The organism is Cupriavidus pampae, from assembly GCF_914271485.1.
GTDB classification, from domain to species: Bacteria; Pseudomonadota; Gammaproteobacteria; order Burkholderiales; family Burkholderiaceae; genus Cupriavidus; species Cupriavidus pampae.
The window spans coordinates 23,990-43,328 of record NZ_CAJZAG010000002.1 but is presented as its reverse complement, the minus strand read 5'-3'; the positions used below and the strand labels follow the sequence as shown (position 1 = coordinate 43,328).

Annotated in this window: 17 protein-coding genes; 7 read left to right on the top strand and 10 right to left on the bottom strand. The window is 63.9% G+C overall.

Annotated elements, in window-relative coordinates; genetic code table 11:
• Positions 1 to 29 precede the first annotated feature (29 nt).
• On the bottom strand, positions 30 to 2,708 hold the full coding sequence (locus tag LDO41_RS04495; RefSeq protein ID WP_223982511.1) for a bifunctional acetate--CoA ligase family protein/GNAT family N-acetyltransferase: 2,679 nt from the start codon (positions 2,706 to 2,708) through the stop codon (positions 30 to 32).
• 152 nt (positions 2,709 to 2,860) lie between these two features.
• Here LDO41_RS04495 and LDO41_RS04490 point away from each other — a divergent pair, with 152 nt between their 5' ends.
• Positions 2,861 to 3,283, top strand: coding sequence for an Hsp20/alpha crystallin family protein (locus tag LDO41_RS04490; protein WP_223984163.1), 423 nt, complete (start codon positions 2,861 to 2,863; stop codon positions 3,281 to 3,283).
• 5 nt (positions 3,284 to 3,288) lie between these two features.
• Here the strand turns inward: LDO41_RS04490 and LDO41_RS04485 are convergent, their stop codons facing one another.
• Together LDO41_RS04485 and LDO41_RS04480 are read right to left on the bottom strand one after the other, a co-directional pair.
• Complete coding sequence (locus LDO41_RS04485) at positions 3,289 to 3,930, bottom strand: helix-turn-helix domain-containing protein (protein ID WP_318036269.1); 642 nt, start codon at positions 3,928 to 3,930, stop codon at positions 3,289 to 3,291.
• Between the two features lie 282 nt (positions 3,931 to 4,212).
• Positions 4,213 to 5,247: a zinc-dependent alcohol dehydrogenase family protein gene (locus tag LDO41_RS04480; RefSeq protein WP_377741432.1), complete on the bottom strand. Its 1,035-nt coding sequence runs from the start codon at positions 5,245 to 5,247 to the stop codon at positions 4,213 to 4,215.
• 157 nt (positions 5,248 to 5,404) lie between these two features.
• Between LDO41_RS04480 and LDO41_RS04475 the strand changes: the two genes are divergently transcribed.
• A complete protein-coding gene (locus tag LDO41_RS04475) occupies positions 5,405 to 6,190 on the top strand; it encodes a universal stress protein (protein WP_223982508.1) in 786 nt (261 codons plus the stop codon).
• Positions 6,191 to 6,250: 60 nt separating this feature from the next.
• Positions 6,251 to 7,060 (top strand): universal stress protein, encoded by an 810-nt coding sequence (locus LDO41_RS04470; RefSeq protein ID WP_223982506.1) that lies wholly within the window; start codon positions 6,251 to 6,253, stop codon positions 7,058 to 7,060.
• Between the two features lie 24 nt (positions 7,061 to 7,084).
• Here the strand turns inward: LDO41_RS04470 and LDO41_RS04465 are convergent, their stop codons facing one another.
• Complete coding sequence (locus tag LDO41_RS04465) at positions 7,085 to 7,936, bottom strand: universal stress protein (RefSeq protein WP_223982504.1); 852 nt, start codon at positions 7,934 to 7,936, stop codon at positions 7,085 to 7,087.
• 174 nt (positions 7,937 to 8,110) lie between these two features.
• On the opposite strand from LDO41_RS04465, the gene LDO41_RS04460 reads away from it, so the two are divergent.
• A complete protein-coding gene (locus LDO41_RS04460; RefSeq protein WP_223982502.1) occupies positions 8,111 to 8,596 on the top strand; it encodes a universal stress protein in 486 nt (161 codons plus the stop codon).
• Here LDO41_RS04460 and LDO41_RS04455 read toward each other — a convergent pair.
• The 4 genes from LDO41_RS04455 to LDO41_RS04440 all read right to left on the bottom strand — a co-directional run bounded on the left by LDO41_RS04455 (position 8,593) and on the right by LDO41_RS04440 (position 13,574).
• On the bottom strand, positions 8,593 to 9,240 hold the full coding sequence (locus tag LDO41_RS04455) for a response regulator (RefSeq protein WP_223982500.1): 648 nt from the start codon (positions 9,238 to 9,240) through the stop codon (positions 8,593 to 8,595). The two genes, LDO41_RS04460 and LDO41_RS04455, sit on opposite strands and share 4 nt — an antisense overlap.
• The gene (locus LDO41_RS04450) at positions 9,237 to 10,385 is read right to left on the bottom strand and encodes a sensor histidine kinase (RefSeq protein ID WP_223984152.1); all 1,149 of its coding nucleotides are present in this window, start codon (positions 10,383 to 10,385) and stop codon (positions 9,237 to 9,239) included. Before LDO41_RS04450 ends, LDO41_RS04455 begins: the two co-directional genes overlap by 4 nt.
• 317 nt (positions 10,386 to 10,702) lie before the next feature.
• On the bottom strand, positions 10,703 to 12,424 hold the full coding sequence (locus LDO41_RS04445) for a SulP family inorganic anion transporter (protein WP_223982498.1): 1,722 nt from the start codon (positions 12,422 to 12,424) through the stop codon (positions 10,703 to 10,705).
• Between the two features lie 136 nt (positions 12,425 to 12,560).
• On the bottom strand, positions 12,561 to 13,574 hold the full coding sequence (locus LDO41_RS04440) for a porin family protein (RefSeq protein ID WP_223982496.1): 1,014 nt from the start codon (positions 13,572 to 13,574) through the stop codon (positions 12,561 to 12,563).
• Positions 13,575 to 13,834: 260 nt separating this feature from the next.
• Here LDO41_RS04440 and LDO41_RS04435 point away from each other — a divergent pair, with 260 nt between their 5' ends.
• Together LDO41_RS04435 and LDO41_RS04430 are read left to right on the top strand one after the other, a co-directional pair.
• Positions 13,835 to 15,307: a DUF2252 domain-containing protein gene (locus LDO41_RS04435; protein WP_223982493.1), complete on the top strand. Its 1,473-nt coding sequence runs from the start codon at positions 13,835 to 13,837 to the stop codon at positions 15,305 to 15,307.
• A 210-nt stretch (positions 15,308 to 15,517) separates the two neighbouring features.
• Positions 15,518 to 16,318, top strand: coding sequence for a YecA/YgfB family protein (locus LDO41_RS04430; RefSeq protein WP_223982490.1), 801 nt, complete (start codon positions 15,518 to 15,520; stop codon positions 16,316 to 16,318).
• A gap of 51 nt (positions 16,319 to 16,369) precedes the next feature.
• Here LDO41_RS04430 and msrA read toward each other — a convergent pair whose 3' ends face one another.
• Complete coding sequence (msrA, locus tag LDO41_RS04425) at positions 16,370 to 16,888, bottom strand: peptide-methionine (S)-S-oxide reductase MsrA (RefSeq protein WP_223982487.1); 519 nt, start codon at positions 16,886 to 16,888, stop codon at positions 16,370 to 16,372.
• Between the two features lie 172 nt (positions 16,889 to 17,060).
• Positions 17,061 to 18,458, bottom strand: coding sequence for a hypothetical protein (locus LDO41_RS04420; RefSeq protein ID WP_223982485.1), 1,398 nt, complete (start codon positions 18,456 to 18,458; stop codon positions 17,061 to 17,063).
• A gap of 236 nt (positions 18,459 to 18,694) precedes the next feature.
• On the opposite strand from LDO41_RS04420, the gene msuE reads away from it, so the two are divergent.
• Positions 18,695 to 19,276 (top strand): FMN reductase, encoded by a 582-nt coding sequence (gene msuE, locus LDO41_RS04415; RefSeq protein WP_223982483.1) that lies wholly within the window; start codon positions 18,695 to 18,697, stop codon positions 19,274 to 19,276.
• Positions 19,277 to 19,339 lie beyond the last annotated feature (63 nt).

The window sequence follows — 19,339 nt, the reverse complement described above, 5'->3', positions numbered from 1 at the left end:
GTAGGAGATCAGGGCAAAACGTTCCGGATTCATGCGGTACCTTCCTCGGGGAAGTTTGCCGGCCGCAGCCGGAGCAGCAGACGTGTCACGTCCGCATCGGGTGTGGTATCGAAGCCGAGGGAGCGGGCCAGCGCCAGCATCGCCTCGTTCCCGCGGTGGGTCATACCGTGGAGGGCTCCCGTACCGTGCGCCCGACTGTAGGCAATGATCGCATTCAGCAGGAGTCTGCCGAGCCCCCCGCCCTTGCAGTCCGTGCGCACGCACATCGCGAACTCCGCGCGCTCGTTGTCCGGGTCGGCCATCGCCCGGCACTCGCCCAGCAGTTCGGCTGGCCTGCCCTCTCTTGCTGGACGCTCGACAACGAAGCACATCTCGCGCGCATAGTCGATCTGGGTCATCCGCGCCAGCTGGCTGTGGGCAGGGTTGCGCAACATGCAGAAGTATCGCGCGTGCATGTCCTCAGGACTGAGCGCTTCGAGGAACGCGCGATAGCCATTCTCGTCGTCCGGTCGGACGGGCCGTAGTCGCAGCGCTTCCCCCTGCCACGTCAAGTCGCGCGCCAGGTGCGCCGGGTATGGCAGGATCGCGAGCCGTGCGCTCGCATCACCTCCTGCAGGCCGGATCACGATGCGGGCATCGAGTGCCATCACACCACCGGCGCTCGCCACGAGCGGGTTGATGTCGAGCTCCGCAATGCCATCCAGCTCGCACGCGATGCGCGAGACGGCCATCAGCACGTCTTCGAGCGCGGTGCCATCGATGCCTGGGACGTCGCGGTAGCCGGGCAGCAAACGCGCGATCCGGGTACGCGAGACGAGGTCGGCGGCAAGCAGCCGATTGAGTGGCGGCAGCGCGACGGCGCGGTCCGCAATCCGTTCGACCGCCGTGCCGCCCTGGCCGAACAGCACAATCGGCCCGAACACCGGATCCGACGCGATCCCGACGATCAGTTCGAAGGCGGCATGCGCGCTGTGTGCCATTCTCTGAACGGCGAAGCCATCGATACGCGCGGCCGGCGCCAGCCGCGACACCGTCGCGCGCATGGTGAACGCCGCTTCTCTTACCTGCTCGGCCGATCCCAGCCCCAGCGCGACGCCGCCCACATCCGACTTGTGCGAGATATCGGGCGACGCGATCTTCAACGCCACAGGAAAGCCGATTGCACCCGCAACCATCGCCGCTTCGCGCTCGTCGCGCGCGATCCGCGTCGTGGCCACCGGGATTCCGTAGGCCTCGAGCACGCGCGCCGCGATATCGGCGGGCAGTTGCCGGTGTCCCGCCGCCACCGCCTCGGCAATCCATCCCCTGGCGGCCACCCGGCCGGGTGCGAGCTCGGGGGCGGCGGGCGGCGTCTGCATCAGCAACCGGCGATAACGTGCCTGCGTGACGACTTGAAGAAACCCACGCACGGCCTGCTCGGGCGTGTCGTATTCCGGCACATCGGCATCGCGGCACATGCGGCGCGCCTCGCGTACGGCGTCCGCGCCGAGCCAGGAAATCAGGACCGGATGACGTCCCGCCGCGCTGGCCACTACGGCGGCCGCGATCGAATCGCTGCCCACGATAGCGGTCGGTGCATGCAGCATCAGGATGGCATCGACCTCCGGTGCGTCCTGCAGGATTTGCAACGTGTCCGCGTAACGCCGGACCGGCGCGTCGCCGATGATGTCGATCGGATTGGCGCGTGGCCACGTCGCCGGCAGCACGGCATCCAGTCGCGCCACGGTGTCGGCGGCAAGCAAGGCGAGCTGCCCGCCCGCGCGCACGAGCGCGTCGGTAGCCATGACACCCGGACCGCCCCCATTGGTCACGATCGCCAGTTTCTCTCCGGACGGCTGCCTGACGCGCGCCAGGGTCTCCACGGCATCGAACAGTGCCTCCGTGCTCTCGACCCGCAGCATGCCAGCCCGCTGGAACACCGCGTCATAGACGTCATCCGCGCCAGCCAGCGCGCCAGTGTGAGACGCCGCGGCATGGGCCGATGCCTCAGTGCGCCCGGCCTTGATCACGATCACGGGCTTGTTGCGGGCGGCAGCGCGGGCCGCAGACATGAATTTGCGGCCCGCGCGCACTGCTTCGATGTACAGCAGGATGGCCGATGTGTCGGCGTCGGCGGCGAGGTAGTCGATGACGTCGCCCACGTCCACATCGGCGCTCTCCCCGAGCGAGACGAAATGGGAAAAACCGATACCGTGCGCATTAGCCCAATCGACCACGGCGGTAAACAACGCGCCGGACTGCGACACGAATGCCAGTCTTCCCGTCAATGCCTGCGTGTGGGCGAAGCTTGCATTCAAGCCAATCCACGGCATCATCAGGCCCAGGCAATTGGGGCCGAGCACGCGCAGCAACCCAGGCTTCGCCGCGTCGAGCATAGCCTGCCGGGCCGCCGCATCCAGTCCGGCTGTCAACACGGCCGCTGCCTTGCATCCGTGCTCGCGCAACTCGGCAATCAGCCGTGGAACGGTCGCAGGCGGTGTGCAGATGACGGCCAGCTCCGGACAGGCCGGAAGCTGCCCGACGCGAGCATGACAGGGCATGCCGTCGAGACGATCGAGGCGGGGGTTGACGGCATGGAGTGCACCCGCAAAGCCGCCGCGCCGCAGGTTGTTCCAGACAGTCGTCCCCACCCGCCCCGGACGATCGCTCGCGCCGATGACAGCAATGGAGGCTGGCTGGAAGAGATACGCGAGATTGCGGATGGTCATGGGCGAGCTCGAGAGGAGACGCGGTGTATAGCATCCAGCATAGAAAGCCCGCGTCGCGCATCATTGATCCAGCGCAATACCCGGTGACGGATGCCTGCCACTATGAAACGACGGGCGGCATCCGGCTGTCCCATTTGACCGAGGAGCTTCCTATGAGCAATATCCGACTGTACGACCCATTTTCGATCGAGCCGATCGGAGACATGCTGCATGGCATGATGCGAGCGTTCGGTAGCAGCACCGACGCCGGGCTTGCCTTCAAGGTCGATGTGACGGAGTCCGACAAGGATTACACCGTGGTCGCGGAGATTCCCGGCGCGAAAAAGGAGGACCTTCATGTCTCCGTCGAACGCGGCACGGTTCTGATCTCGGCCAAGGTCGAAAAAGCGTCCGAAGAGAAGCAAGGCGAACGCGTGATTCGCCGCGAGCGCTATAGCGGCACCATGCAGCGCGCCTTCACGCTGGCGACACCGATCGATGAAGCACGGGTGGAAGCCCATTATCAGGACGGCGTACTGCGGTTGTCACTGCCGAAGTCGCAGGCGACACCGCAGCGCAGGATCGAGATCCATTAGGCCGGCTACACGAGCGCCAATGCCTCCACGTCGAACAATTCCACGTGTTTGCCGTCGACGTGGAGCAACCCCTCCCGCTGGAATCGCGAGAATGCGCGGCTGACCGTTTCCAGCTTGATGCCAAGGTAGTTGCCGATCTCCTCGCGTGTCATGCGCAACGTAAGACTGCGCGGCGAATAGCCGCGTTGTTGCAGGCGTCGTGAGAGGTCCACGAGGAAGGCGGCGACGCGCCGCTCCGCGGACATGCCGGAGAGCAGCGTCATCTGTCGCGATTCCCTGACGATCTCGGTACTGAGCAGGCGATGGAACTGATGCTGCAACGGCTTGAGCTCCCGGCACAAAGCCTCCATCGGCCCGAATGGAATCACGCAGACCGAACTGTCCTCAAGCGCAATCGCATCGCAGTCGTATGCGTCAGTGCTGATCGCCCCCAGACCGAGCGTTTCGCCGGCCATGAAGAAGCCCGTCACATGCTCACCGCCGCAGGTATCGCTGGTGACAGTCTTGACGCTACCGGATCGCAGAGCGTAAAGACTCCGGAAATGATCGCCGGCCCGAAACAGCCTCTCGCCGCGATGAACCATCCGCCAGTGGCTCACGACGGCCTCCAAGCGTCCCACATGATCGTCGTCGAGACAACTTGCCATACATAGGGTCCGTAGCCCGCAGCACGAGCAGTGCGCCTTCGATACTTGTTCGCGTACGTGTACCTCGCATTCCTGAAGCATTTCCTACCCCTTCTTATCAAGGGCCATGTGTTGCCATGGCTCCCGGCGCCGCGCGCGTGTCAACCATGCGGGAAGTATGGTGCGGGGAGGCTGGGTTTGAAATCAGGCTTTGCTGAGCCCCGCGTCGGGCAGAGGGAAGGGATGTGTCAGAAGAACCTGACACATCATGCCGAGAACGCGTCACGGGCGCGGCGTGGATGCTCAGGCTGACCGTCCGTCGCCGCTGACGCGCAGGACTGCGGCGCCGGCTATGCGACCGGCGCGGAGGTCCGCAAGCGCCACGTTGGCGTCCGGGAGCGGGTAGGAGACGGCGTGGACAAGCAGGCGCGTCTTCGTTGCCGCGCGCATCAGCCCGATTCCGTCCGCCCGCGTCAGGTTGGCCACGGACACGAGGCGTCGCTCCTCCCAGAGTAGCCGGTAGGGAAACGCCGGGATGTCACTCATATGGATCCCGCCGCAGATCACGATGCCGCCCTTGTCCACGGACTCGAGCGCGCGCGGGACCAGATAGCCCGCAGGCGCAAAGATCAGCGCAGCGTCGAAGCGCTCCGGCGCGGGATCATCGCTGCTCCCCGCCCATTCGGCGCCGACGTCTCGCGCCAGCTGCCGGGCTTGGTCATCGCCGGCGCTCGAGAACGCGAACACGCGACGCCCTTCCGCCACGGCAATCTGCGTGACGATGTGGGCGGCGGCACCGAAGCCATAGATGCCCACGCGCCTCGCCGCCCCCGCCATCCTGAGCGACCGATAGCCGATCAGTCCCGCGCACATGAGGGGTGCTGCCTCCACGTCGTCATAGGCATCCGGAATACTGAAGCAGTACGCGCTCTCCGCCACCACATACTCCGCGTAGCCGCCGTCCCTCGTATAGCCGTGAAAGGCGGCCGCATCGCACAGATTCTCGTGCCCATCAAGGCAATACCGGCAGTGGCCACAGGTGTGACCGAGCCAGGGTACGCCGACCCGCATCCCTGGGCGCAAGTCCCTGACACCGGCCCCCAGCGCATCCACGTACCCGATGATTTCGTGTCCGGGAATGAGTGCCGGTTTCGGTGAGGGCAGTTCCCCGTCAATGACGTGCAGATCTGTACGACAGACGCCGCATGCGGCGACCGCAATCCGCACCTCACCGCGGCCAGGCTCGGGAATCGGCATCCGTCGCAGCGACAGGCACGGATCGGGGCCGTCGAATACCGCTGCCTGCATTGTCCTTGGATGTTCGCTGGAAGATGCCATGTCGTGCTCCTGCCCCGGGGCATACGCGTTGTTATCCCACCGGGAATCGGGCGCGTCAACGCGTCCAAGGATGCAAACCTCCAAACCCTTGACCTGCCTCAATATGCATGAAGGCCGGCATCATAAAGTCAAATCACCTTCCCGCACCAAGGCAGACATGGACATCGCCAGCCTGGTCGTCTGTCTCGACGACAGCCGCCGCAGCCACCAGCTCATTGCCGTCGCCGTTTCGCTGGCTGCGGCGTTCCGCGCATCGCTTCTGGCCCTGCATATCGATGTCGCGTCGCCGGACGACCCGTCGGCCGGATCGGATGTCATTCGACGCGCCTTCCTTGGCGCGATCGACGACGCGCCGATCGACGGACTCTGGCGCTCAACCCATGACGACGTTGGCAGGAATTTCCCACGCGAGGCGCGTGCCGGCGATATCGTCATCGTGGGCCAGGCCGGCTGGGGGTTGACTGCGGGCGATCGCATGCATCATCTAGGCAGCTGCCTGCTGCGCGTGGGTAGGCCCGTGCTGGTCATCCCCGAGCACGGATGGATTCGTCATCGACCTGGCGATCACGTTCTCGTCGCCTGGAACGGTAGCCGGGAATCGACGCGCGCGTTGCGGGATGCGCTTCCGCTTCTGCGTCGCGCGGCATCGGTCCTGCTCGTGGAATTCGGCGAGGGCCGGTCTTCGCAGTCATCAGTCCGTGTGCCGGTGCAGGACACGCTGCCTTGGCTGGCGCGCCATGGCGTGGCCGCTCGATCGGTCACGCGCGCGCTGGGTGCGAATGACGATGCGGGCGAGGCGATCTTGTCTTACGCCGCGGACGCGGGTGCGGACCTCATCGTGAGTGGCGCCTACGGGCATGGGCCGCATCGCGAAGCCGTATTTGGAGGCGTCACCCGGACGCTGTTGCGATCGATGACATTGCCGGTCTTGTTTTCGCACTAGGCGCCGGGGCCCCGGGGCCTGAGCACTGCTCACGAAGCAACAAAAGGAGGGAGACCGGCCATGGACTACAAATCCATTGTTGTCGAAGTCGACGGAGACCCGGGTTGCCGAGACCGCCTGCGTGTCGCGGCGCTGCTGGCGTTTACGTTCGGCGCGCATCTGACCGGCATCACGACGACCGGCATCTCGCTCGGCCGCGTGCGCGGTATCGAGGATCCCGCGCGGTGCGACTTACTGACGCTGGAACGCCGGCGGGCGCACGCCCACGTGCATGCGACGTTGATGCGCGACATGGTGGCGGAGACGGGACACGCCGTAAGCTGGTCGCACGAGATGATCGAGGACGATCCGGTGCGCGCCCTGTCCCGACAGGGCTGCATGGCGGATGTGTTGCTGCTTGCGCAGCGTGCCCCATGGACAGGCGTGCCGCCCATCGTCGCCGATGTCGTCGAAACGATCCTGCTGAACTGCGGCAGGCCCGCCATCGTGATGCCTCCCTCTGCCACCACGCTGACAGGCGGCCATGCCATGATCGCCTGGAACGACAGCACTGAGGCCGCTCGGGCAGTCGCGGACTCGCTGCCCTTGCTCGCGCGCGCGTCGCAGGTGACAGTCGCGGCGACCGATGACATGTCGGGCATGGCGGACTTGTTCCACTACCTCCGCTGCCATGGCATCGAAGCCTCGCCGTATCGCCTCGCGCCCGAGAGCGATCCCGCCGAGGCCTTGCTCCGCGCGGTGCGCGCGTCGACGGCGGGCATGCTGATTGCAGGTTGCTACGGTCACGCGCGCGTTCGGGAGCTGATGTTCGGGGGCACGACGCGCAGTCTTCTGCAACACGCCAGCGTCCCCTTGCTGATGTCGCACTGACGCGCGAATGGCCGCGGTGCGTGCTCAGTGCGCCAGCAACGTGGCGACTTGCGTATGGCGGAGGAGCGTATCGGTGACGCCACCCAGGATGTCCTCCCGGAGTCGCCCCTGCCCGTATGCGCCACAGACAATCAGGTCCGCGCCGCGGCGATGCGCGAAGTTGAGGAGCAACGCTCCGACCTCCGCAGACGCCTCCGCGACGAGCTCCGTCAGAGAGGCGTGAATGCCGTGTCTTGACAGCCATGCCATCGCATAACTGCCCGGAGACGCCTCGAACCGGTGGTGCCTGCGCGCTTGCAGCACCTGCACGATATCCACCGACTCCGCGCGGGCGAGCCAGGGCAAGGCATCGTGAAGCGCGCGCGCGGACTCCCGGGAACCATTCCAGCCGACCACCACGCGCGTGCCATTCGTGCTCACGCTCGCATCGCGAGGCATGACCAGCACGGGCCGTCCCGCGCCGATGATTACCGAAGCAACAAAGCGGCGCTGCGCGCGAAACATCATCCCACTATCTTCCCGAATGGCGCGTGGTTGCCCGACGATCAGCAGATCGGCAAGGCGCCCCTCGCATAGCATGGCCTCTTCCGGCGTGCCTTCACCGACGCGCCAGTCGACCGGAAACGTCGCGGTTTCGGTCGCCGTATCGAACGAATGGCGCGCCTGCTCGCAGGCCTCCGCCACGCTGCGCTCCGGCGCCTGCCGTTCGCGCCGCCCGTCCGCGTGCCGGTACACCCAGGCGGAATCGTTCGCGTCGACAGACAGCAACCCGATCAGCGCGGCATGAAAGCCCTCTGCGAGCGCCACGGCCTGAATCAGGCGGGCTGACGTTCCCTCCGCCTCGTCTACGTGAACGAGCATGGCGGCAAAGCTCATCGTGCACCTCCGGGATGCCAAGTACGACCGGTAATGACCACTGTAGTTGCGGCGCGATACACACGCTTGAGGGAGATCAATGATCCGATTGATACAGCGCAAGGAACGCGGGGATTCACTGAGTACGCTTTTATCAAACGTACTGTGGACAGGCGGACATCGAAGGAGAGCGCGATGTATGAGCGGATTCTGGTAGCGATAGACGGCGGCCCCTCGTCCGCGCTGGCGCTATCACAAGCGATTGCCGTGGCGGAGTTGGCCGCTGCGGAGGTCAAGGTGTTGTTCGTGGTGGACGACAGCGAACTGTTCTTCGAATCCAGCTATCCGGAGTCGGAGGACATGATGCGCGCGATCGCGAACGTCGGCACTACCGCGCTCGCACGCGCGTCGACACGCCTCGAATCCGCTGGCGTGCGCTTCCTGACCGAGCTGATCGAGCGGCCGATTACGCCGGGGCAGATCTCGGCAACCATCGTCGAGCGCGCCGATCGCTGGCCTGCCGATCTGATCGTGATGGGAACGCACGGACGCCGGGGGCTGCGCAGGCTGATCATGGGCAGCGTATCGGAAGGCGTGATCGCGCAAACGTACAAGCCGGTGCTGCTGATCCGTGGCGAAGAATCCCCCGTGCGGCACGCTGCCCGCGTTAGCTCCCCTTAGAGACTCGTGTCGTCATCGAACAGCTTCGCCTCGATCGCATAGCGCACGAGGGCCGCATCGCTGCGGAGCTTGAGCTTGTCGAGAAGGCGCATCTTGTACGTGCTGATCGTCTTTGCACTGACGCACAATGCGCTGGCGATATCCGTGAGCGACTCGCCCGCCACGATTCGCCGGAACACTTCCAGTTCGCGGTCCGACAGGCTCGCGTGCGGAGCGTCGACCATGTGCGTCTGCAGTCCAAGCGCCAGTTTCTCGGCCATCGCGGGACTGATATAGGTGCCGCCTGCCGCAACTCTTCTCAGTGCTTCCACGAGCTCCGTGCCGGCGCTTTCCTTGGTGAGGTAGCCGGAGGCTCCCGCACGGAATGCGCGCACGACGTATTGCTCCTCGGCATGCATGGTCAGCACGAGTATGCGCAGCCTGGGATGCTCTGCGCGGAGCAGGCAGATCAGTTCGAGGCCGCTGCGTCCGGGCATGGAGAGATCCAGGATTATCACGTCGGCGGGGTGATCGCGGACGAGCCGTGGCACTTCCGCGCCATTGGCGGCTTCGCCCGTCACCGCGAATCCGGCGGCTCGCTCCAGGATGTGCCGTAAGCCGTTGCGCATGACGGCGTGGTCATCAGCGATCAACACGCGGATCATCGAGCGGGCTCCTTCCGTCCATGATGGTCAGGAATGCTGACAGCAAGCTCGAAGCCCTCGCCGGGGGCGTACCGCATGGAAACGGTGCCCCCGAGCAATCTCGCGCGCTCCCTGACGCCTAGCAAGCCAAATGAGCGTCGCTGGTCCCTGCTCACCTTCCCGTCCCACCCGCGACCGTCGTCGCGCACTGTTAGCACGTACGCGTCGTCAACGTGCGCGAGGTCCACCCATGCCCGCCGCGCGTCGGCATGCTGTATGACGTTGTTGAGGGCTTCCTGGACGATACGAAAGGCGGCAGTCGCCACCTGCTCTCCGACGTCCAGGGTGTCCACCGTGTGAACGACGACGTCGATGGCATAGCGGCGGCCGAAATCCTTCGCCAGCCAGTCCAGCCCGGCGGCCAGACCCAGTTCGTCCAGTAGCGCCGGCCGCAGATCAGAGGCGATGCGTCGCACGGCATTGACGGTCGTGTCGATTACGCCATGCATTGCCGTGACCTGCGCCAGAATGCGGTCTGGTAACCGAGCTTCTCGTAAATCGCCCTCCAGCATGACCAGATCCATCTTCAACGCGCTGAGCTGCTGGCCAAGCTCGTCGTGCAGCTCTCGCGCGACCCGGCGCTTTTCCTCTTCGCGCCCGGAAAGAATACTGTCCGACAACTCTTGCAGTTCTTCTCGCGAACGACGCAATGCCACCTCCGCCTGGACGCGCTCAGTGATGTCGCGCAGCATGACGGTGAAGAGCTTTCGCCCGGGTTCTTCAAACGTTTGTGAAATTGACGCCTCGATCGGGAACTCCGTGCCATCCCGGCGTAGCGCAAAGAGCGTGCGCTGCTGTCCCATCTGCCGGTCCGAAACCCCCGTCACGCCGAAACGGGCGACGTGCGCCGAATGCGCGGCGCGAAAGCGTTCGGGGATGAAGTCCCCAAGTTGCCTGCCGATGGCCGACTCCGCCGGGCAACCAAAGAGGCGCTCGGCCATTGGGTTGAACAGCACGATCCGTTGCGCCTCGTCCACGGAGATGATCGCCTCCATGGCAGAACGTATGACGCCAGCTAACCGGGTCTCACCCAGCGCAACGATTTCGGTAACGGGACCAGCCCGCGACCGATCGGGCGGCGCTTCGGAGTGTGTGCTCGCAACCATCTTGGTCTTCCCCACAGGCGTATCGCACGTCTCCCGATGGACTATTCTCCACTGTAGCCTGCACGGCGCCCGATGTCATCTCCACGCCCCGCCACGTGTCGGATCGCGCTAGATCGAGAACCTGCCTACCGGCCGCCCTGCCCTTCCTGAATTTTGATTCGCCAGCGTCAGCGTGCTCGGTAGGATAGTGCTTGACTAGCGTTATCCGTGCCATTCACACGCGAATTTCTGACCACGCCTACTGGAGCGCGCTATGCGGAACGTGCCATCCATCGCGCCACCGGCAGGTCCTCCAGCCCTCTAGCGTCGCCGCATTCCTACTTCAGCCCGCCCACACTCTCAAGATAGTTATCCACAGCATTTTCTACTGTGGGATGAAAGCAGTCGCTGCTAAACACCTGGGTCAATTCAAAGCGTGTGAGCTTGTCGCGAACGGGATCCTTCATTTCCGCGAAATGCAGTGCGATTTGGTTTTCGGCCAGATGTTGGCCCAATTCGCGCAGCATGTCGGCCGACGTGACATCGACACTGGTCACTGGCTCGGCGGCCACCACCACACGCTGTACCCGCGTCGGCGACGCCTCTACAGCTTCCATCAACCGTTGCTGGAACAAGTCGGCATTAGCAAAGAACAGAGGCGCATCCCAACGGAACAACACCAATCCGCGGATCAGCGATGCATGTGGGTAGCGCTTCAGGTCGTGGTAGCTATGCAGGCTTTGCACGTAGCCCAACACCGCAAAGTGTGGCCGCCAACCGTCCAACAGGAATTCGATGATGGCGATGGCAATTGCCAGGCAGATCCCGGGAATCGCGCCGAACGCGGCCACTCCTGCGAAGCACAGCATCGATAGCCAGAACTCCCATTGTTGGATACGGTAGATGCGCCGCAAATCCTTGATTTCGAATAGGCCGACGGCAGCCGCAATGACGACTGCGGCCAACGCGCTGTTCGGTAGGTAGCGCAGCAAATTGGGCGCTACCAACAGCAAGACAGCCACCGCAAAGGCGCCAAAAACGCCTGTCATTTGCGTGCGAGCGCCCGCTGCCTCAGCCACCGGCGTGCGTGACGAACTGCTGCTGATCGGGAAACCCTGGAAGAAGCCGGCCGCGAGGTTAGCCGCACCTAGCCCGACCATTTCCTGGTTCGGATCCACGCGCGTCTTCGTGCGCGCGGCATAGGTGCGAGATAGCACGCTGGTATCCGCAAACGCGATCATTGCGACAGCGCAGCCGCCGAGCACAATTTCGACCAGATCTACGTCGCTGAGCCAGGGAATGACAAAGATAGGTAGACCCTGCGGAATCTCGCCCAACACCTTCACGCCATGCGTATCGAGTTTGAAGACGCTCACTGCCAGCGTAGCCAGGACGACGGCGATCAGGATGCCCGGTACGCGGTCGAAACGCTTCAGTCCGAGAATTATGACCAGACACGCTGCGCCCACCGCAAAACTGTACCAGTTGGTGTCGCCATTGGCGACCGCCTGTGCGAGCAGCCAAAGGTCGCGAAGTGGCCCCGCCTTGTCGATCGAGATCGCGAACATCTTCGGCAACTGGCTCACCAGCACCGTCAGGGCAATTCCGTTCATGTAGCCATAGCGGATCGGCTTGGACAGGAGTTCGGTGATAAAACCTAGCCGCAACAGGCCCAGCACGATGCAGAAGAGGCCCGAAACAATGGCCATCAGGCCGGCGGTGGCCACCGCGCGCGCGGGGTCGCCCCCGGACACGCTCAGCACCACTGCCAAGATTGGAGCTGCCAGGGCTGAGTCCGGCCCCAGCACCATAATCCGGCTCGGACCGAATAGCGCATAGGCCAGCAGCGGGATGATAGTTGCGTAGAGGCCGTACACCCCCGGTACGCCAGACGCCTCGGCATAGGCGATGCCCGCCGGCACCAGCATCGTCGTTAGTACCAGCCCTGCGGCGAAGTCCCTAGGCAGCCAGGCAAGCTGATAGGACCTCAGCATCATCAACCCGGGCATCCAGCGCAACCAGCGCGTGGCAGGCGTTTTGGGGGGCGCGGTGGAAGCCATGGCACCTCCGTTCATGACATTGGCACGTCGGGCGCTCGATGTGATCTAGCATAGATCTCCGGCGCGGCAAGGCAAGAACCCTGGTCCGCTGATAAGCAGCCTCCTGCGTCGGCCAAATTCAGCATGAGCAGGGTAATCAGAATCGATATCCCACGCCTGCCAGAAAAACATCGGTGTCGCGGTCATAGCCGGTCACAGTCCGGTTCCATGAAATGCGCGCGAGCCAGCGCTGGTTGATGTGGTAGCTCGCGGACATCGTAAGCAGTCCCGACCAACGTGACGGCTCGCTCGGAGCGCTGCGGCCGCGCTCGCTGAGATCGATTGCGTAATACGGCCCAGCGCCCACCCCCAGCGTCAACGCATCGCGGAAGAACGCACGTTCCAGCCAAAGCTGGGCGGCCAGGCCGTCGCGCCGCAGGGCCGAGTTTTCGCCTTCGTTGATGTAGCTGACGGTGCCAGACACGTAGCGGGCCAGGCCGCGGCGGTACTCGACGGCCTTGGCGAACGAGGTCTCGGAGTTGAACGTATTCACAATGGTCTGGCCGAGGAACACGGTGATTTCGTTTTGCGTGACGTTGTCGGTCCGCGACGGGGGTGGCACCACGGGGCCGCCACGATCGCCCCGGTCGAGCTGGTAGCCCACGCCGATCAGCAGCGTATTGGTCTTGATGCTCGACGGCGTCTGGGCGCGGTTGTAGCGGGCCTGCACCATCCACGGCCCCCCGTTGACATACCATGTGGCCGCCACGCTGGCCAGCAGGCCCCAGCCGTGATGATTGTCGGAGCCGCCGTCGCCGTTGCTGTCCGTGGTATCGAAATATCGATAGGGACCCGCGCCAATGGCGAGATTGAAACTACGATCGGCAAGCGGGTAGCGCCACCAGAGCTGGATGCTATGGCCATCCCGATGGTGATTCGTGACATGCCCCTCGTTCAGGTACGAGAACGAGGCGTACCAGTTCTCGGCCAGATTGTGCTGGTAGCTGTAGGCGTAGCCGTAGCTGGTTTCTCCACCTGGGTCGGTGCGCTGGAGGCCGCCCAGTAGCAGGGCTTCCTGCGCGTGCACCGGCCCGATCCAGGCTGCAGCGGTCAGAAGCAAGGCCGCCATGCACAGGCGTCGCGACAGCGCGATAGGCATCAGAAAGGGCATGGAATAGGCCGGCAGTGGGGCCGCGTCAGCTTAGCAGCGCGGCCTCCATCTGTCATTGGGCAAAAGGACGGTGTCGGAGTCGGGCGCCAGCTGGCGTAAATCGGCCAGAAATGGGCGCAGAGGTACGCAACCCTTCCGGGCGTGGCGGGCTCATGTGTGGCTGGATCGACCGGTCCCCCCAAGGTTGATTTGCACTGAATCCTGGGTCAGGATTCAGTGCAAATCAACAGCCCCGTCTTTCCATCTCGGGAGAACATGCCATGCCAAAGACTGGCGGAACACAACGTGGCGCGGCGCCTGTGGAGCGCGCCAGGCAGCAGACGGCCCCTGCCCCTGCCCCTGCCCCAGTTCCTGAGACGTTCTCTCGCCTGTTCGGCGGCCGCGGCACACGGCAATCGCGCATTGACGCGGGAAAATCGGCTCGGCGACTTGTGCCGCGAGCCCAGCTTGCAACCTGCACGCTGTTGGACCGTGATCCGATTGCTCTGCTCGAAGCCTCGAATGCGGGCAGGATGCCGAACCTGATACCGATTCGCTACGGCCGCATGGTGGCGAATCCGTTCGCCTTCTATCGCGGCGCCGCACCGCTGATGGCTTTCGACTTGGCCCGGTTGCCGCATTCGGGAATCACCGTGCAGTTGGGCGGAGATGCGCATCTGGCAAATTTCGGGCTGTTCGCCAGTCCGGAGCGCCGCCTCTTGTTCGGGGCAAATGACTTCGATGAAACGTTGCCAGGACCGTTCGACTGGGATGTACGCAGGCTCGCAACGTCCTTCGTCATTGCCGGCCGCGAACGCGGTCTTGGCACGCGAGAACAGCGCGCCATCGTGCGACGATTGTGCGCGACCTTCCGCCAGTGCATCGCCGAGTTCAGCACGATGGACACGCTCGACGTCTGGTACTACCAGTTCGGGGCAGAGAATATCCTGGCCATTGCGGACACAGCCCTGGAGCGGAAAAAGGAGGAAGCAGTCTTCAGCAAGGCCCGGCAGCAATCGTCCCGAATGGTGCTGAGCCATGCCACGGAACTTGTCAACGGCAGGCTGCGCATCAAGGAAAATCCTCCGCTGGTTTACCACGTCCCCATGTCGAACCGAAAGGAAGCGAAGCAGTTCGACGATATGATCAGGCGCTTCTTTGCGGAGTATCGGTTGACGCTGGTGGACTCGGTGCGCGCGCTGTTCGACTGCTACGAGTTGGTTGACATGGCGGTGCGTGTCGTCGGCGTGGGCTCGGTTGGCACGCGCTGTTACGAAGCGCTTTTCATGGCGGACGGGAAGAGCCCTCTCTTTCTGCAGGTCAAGGAGGCCCGTGCTTCGGTGCTGGAGCAATACCTGCCGGCGAGCAAATTTCCAAACCATGGCGAGCGGGTGGTGAACGGACAACGTCTGCTGCAGTCGTCCAGCGACATCTTCCTTGGCTGGTCGAGGATGCGCGTAGGGAGCATCGACTTTTACGTGCGGCAGTTACGCGACATGAAGGGGGCGTTTGACTTCAGCACTTTCAGCGAGCGGGATCTCAGCGAGTACGCGGTGTCTTGCGGACACGCGCTTGCCCATTCGATGGCGAAGTCAGGGGACTCCGCACTGATTCTTGGGTACCTCGGCAAGTCGGACGAGTTCGATGAGGCCATCCAGCAGTTTGCCATCGCCTATGCGGACCGCAATGAGAAAGACTGGGCGGCTCTCATGGCGGCAGTAAAGGCAGGCAAGGTGGAAGCGCAGCGAGAATGAATGAGTGAGTTTCGCCTCGGGATCACGGTCTGATCTGTTCGCATTTCATCTTTCCATGCCTTTCAGACCAAGCGTCCGCTTTGGGTGGCGTCTTTGGATGGCGTCTTTGGGCGGCGCCTTTGAGTAGCGGGCCTTTGAGCAGCGATATACTTCGCGGCGATGCGTGCAACGCATCCCCACCCCGCACCCCGCAACACGAGAACCCGCAGTATGACCGAAGCCACCGCCCTGACGCCCGACGAACTCCACGAACTTGACGAACTGCTGGACGACCTGCGCCAGCGCGCTGAGGAAATCCCGCAATGGGAATTCTGCGACGGCTTTCTCACGGCCTTGGTCTGCACGCGCCGCCGCATCCCCGCTGCGGACTACCTGCCCATGCTGCTAGGCGACGGCGCGGCGCTAGACGTGGCCGAGGGCAGCCCGCTGCCGTTGCTGCCCGCGTTCCATGACGCGGCCCAGCAGACCCGCTTTATGGAGCTGTGGCAGCGCCGATGGAACGAGGTGGAGCACCAGCTCGACCAGCCCGTGGAGACGCTGGAGGACGAACGCACCTTCCATCCCGAGGCCATGGACATGCGCGGCGCCATCTTGAGCCTGCCTCCGGAAGAGCGCGCCGAGGTGGACGGCCGGGAAATCCCGTCGTTTGGCCAGGTGTGGGCGCTGGGCTTTATGTTCGTGGTGGAGAACTGGCCCGAGGAATGGGCCGCCCCGCGCGACAAGGAGGTTGCCCAGTGGTTGGACGACGCGCTGGAAAGCATCGTCGCCCTTGCCGAGGACGACACCGGCGAGCCCGAGGTCTGCATGTACAGCGACGATGGCCCGCCCAGCACCAGCCTGGCGCGCGTGGAAACCTTCGGCGAGGCGATCTGGGCTATCTACGACCTGCGCCAGATCTGGAAGACCCTGGGCCCGCGCGTGGAGCCCGTGGTGGCAGGCGACCAGCCCGGCCGCAACGACCCGTGCCCTTGCGGCAGCGGCAAGAAGTTCAAGAAGTGCCACGGGAGATAGGGGAAAAGCCCCTTCTCCGCGCGGTTACAACCCGCCCTTCGTGGAGCCGAGTCACGCGACCGGCTTCACGGCAGTAGGCAAATGCCAATCCTTGCGCACGAAGTGGCAGGTGTAGCCGCCGGGGATCCGTTCCAGATAATCCTGGTGTTCCGGCTCGGCTTCCCAGAACGGGCCAGCGGGTGCCAGTTCGGTCACCACTTTGCCCGGCCACAGACCTGACGCATCGACGTCCAGGATCGTCTGTTCGGCGACCTTCTTCTGCTCGTCGCTCGTATAAAAGATCGCCGATCGATAGCTCAGGCCGCGGTCGTTGCCCTGGCGATTCAGCGTGCTCGGATCGTGGATCTGGAAAAAGAACTCCAGGATCTGACGGAAGCTGATCGTGGCCGGGTCGAACAGAATCTCGATCGCCTCGGCATGCGTGCCGTGGTTACGATAGGTCGCGTTCGGAACGTCGCCACCGCTATAGCCCACGCGCGTCGAGATCACGCCCGGGTAACGGCGAATCAAGTCCTGCATGCCCCAAAAGCAGCCGCCGGCGAGGATGGCTCTTTCCGGTTTGGTGGTCATTTCGTGGTCCTTTGTTAGTTGAGGGAGGCCAATATGCTCTCACGGCCAGAAAAACCTTGCGGCGGGCGTAGGAGTTTCGTGGGTGTTCGGCAATGCCGCCAAGGATCGATATCTGAGGGGCGAGAGGGGCAAATGCAAGAGCTAGCAGCATCGCCGGGAGCTGGGGGACCCATCATTTGATCAGCGGCGCGAGATACTGGAAGTCCGCCAGCAGTCTGGCTTCGCCAACGTCGATCTGGGCCGGACGCGAAGGCGAGGCAGATTGGCCTACGTGGCTGACCTGCGGTGGCCGTGGCGGACGGAACGTCGCAGATGTGGCGCCGGCGGCCATGGCCGGCGGTCTGGTGACCGTGAACGCGGTCATCGGCGCGCGCTGGGGTTCCTCACCGCCCGCGAATCGCCGCAACGCCTCCGTGTAATACCCGTCGCGCCCGTGGTAGCCGAGACCAATCGGTGCCGGCCGGGGCCTGCTGTCGCCGTAGCGCTGCCCATCCTGATCCACGAGGCCGAGCTTCAGCCGTACGAGCCCCGGCGAGTGGAAGCCGACCGTTTTCATCTTTGACATCAGACCGCGCTGCGACGCCGGGGCGTAGTCGAGCGTCACCGCCACGCCGCGCGGCTGGGAGAAGTCGACGGGGCGCGTGCCGCCCTCGACCGCCAGCTTCGCCTGCCGGTTGTTCAGCAGCGCGGGATCTAGCAGCACGACGGCGGGCCGCATGGACAAAGCCACGCGGCTGTCCACCGACGCCGTGAAGATCTGCGCCGAGCCGCCCCCCATCGATATACCGATGACGGACACGAGGCTGGCATTGCCATTGGGCGCCAGCATTGCCGACATCAGCTCACCAATACGTCGCGCACCGCGATCCACCTGCCCGGCCCTGCCGATCGCCGTATTGAGGTCCTGCCTCACGTCGCGGAAGTTCTGCGTGCCGTTGAAAAAGACCTCGAGCATCGCGTGGGGCCCATTGGGACCGGGAATCGTCCGGGACTTCACCGACATGTGCGTCAGATCCATCAACTGACGGAGCTCTTCGATCTCCGCACCGGACAGCTTGCCGATCGTCGCAGGATGGTCGAGGAAAGACTTGTCGTGATCGACCAGGTTGTTGTCCAGATCGTTCGCGACCGAGAGGAGCCTTTGCCGGATCGCGATCGTGTTGGAGGCCTTGTTGCCGGTGGCACCGGGCTCCGCCAGGTGCAAGGCCACCGCCAGCGCGTCGAGATCGCTCCCATTGAGCGCGTCGATCGACGTCGTGGGGTCGCCGGAGGCGTCGATCTTGGGGCCTGACGGTAGCGTATTGACCTTCGCACGTTCCGCCGAGGGCGTGCCGCCGGGGAGCGGCCGTCGGCGGGAGGCCGACTGCGCCACTACATCGCTCGTATCGCCGCGGGCTTGCCGTAACCGCGCGAGGTCGTGCAGGTGACTGAGCGATGCTGACACGCCGCGCTGCTTGCCAGCAGGGTTCGCGGGCCGGTTCGGGCCCCGCGCGTCCGGCCCCGGTTCCGCCGTCCGGTCCTGCGTGCCGATGCGCAAACTCTGCAGCGTTGACTTCAAGAATGGGGGCAAGGTGTGTCCTGACGCAGGCGATGGCATGTAGCCATGCGGTTGTACCTCGGCACGCGTCACGCTCGCCCGCCGCAACCGAAGTGCGGTTGCCCGAAACGAAATACGTCAAGTCGCCAATCCATGATGATCATTCATGGATATGTGAATTAAGACCATTTTACTTCATAGTGGCCAATCGCTAACATTCGCTCCAATGTGTTTCCCAGCACTGCGGTGCAGCGAATGTGAAAGCGAAAATGACACGTCCAATCCGTCTCGTAGCGGTTTCCGGCGGGCTGCAACGCCCTTCCAAGTCTGCGGTCCTGGCAGAACATCTGATGGAGCTGATCGCCGAAGAAATCCCGTGTGAGCAGCGTCTGGTGGAAATGGGTCAACTCGCACCGCAGCTTGCCGGCGCGGTATGGCGCGCTCAACTGCCTGCCTTTGTGGAGCGGGAGCTTGCGGCAGTCGAGCAAGCCGACGTCCTGGTGGTGGCAACACCGGTCTTCCGCGGCTCTTACACGGGCCTGTTCAAACATTTCTTCGACTTCGTCGATCAGGACGCCTTGATCGACAAGCCGGTCTTGTTGGCTGCCACCGGCGGCAGCGAGCGCCATGCTCTGATGATCGACCATCAGTTGCGGCCGCTGTTCAGCTTCTTCCAGGCTCGCACATTGCCGTTGGGCGTCTATGCCACCGACAAGGATTTCGCCGACTACCGCCTGCAGAACGAGGCCCTTATACAGCGAGCCAGACTCGCGGTCGAACGAGCATTGCCGTTGGTCGAATTGTCGCGCCTGCCTAGATCTGCCAACGCTGAGGAAATGATTGCGGCCTGAAGCAAGCGCCAAATAGGCACGAAACAGATTCAAATTTTTTCTCGGATTACCAGAGGATCAGAT